The sequence below is a fragment of the Rhizobium sp. rho-13.1 genome, assembly GCF_007000305.1.
GTDB lineage: Bacteria > Pseudomonadota > Alphaproteobacteria > Rhizobiales > Rhizobiaceae > Rhizobium > Rhizobium rhododendri.
On record NZ_SCFL01000122.1, the window covers coordinates 1 to 238 of the forward strand.

Annotated in this window: 1 protein-coding gene; it reads left to right on the forward strand. The window is 59.2% G+C overall.

From position 1 onward, the window contains the following. The coding region (locus EQW76_RS28920; protein ID WP_143123542.1) for a transposase at positions 1 to 238 on the forward strand (238 nt) is incomplete at both ends.

A 238-nucleotide genomic window follows, 5' to 3' on the forward strand; every position in this document is an offset into this window, starting at 1 on the left:
GACACCTGGCCGAGTTCACCGGTATCCTGCAGGCTGATTGCTACAATGGCTTCAATCCGCTCTTCGATCGGACCAAGAAACAGATCCCGGTGACGCCGGCCTTCTGTTTTGCCCACGCGCGCCGAAAGTTCTTCGAGTTGGCAGATGTCTCGCGAAGTGCCCGGCGGGGCAAAGGGGCAAAGCCTGTCTCTGCGACGGCGTTGGAGGCGGTCAAGCGTATCGATGCGCTGTTTGACAT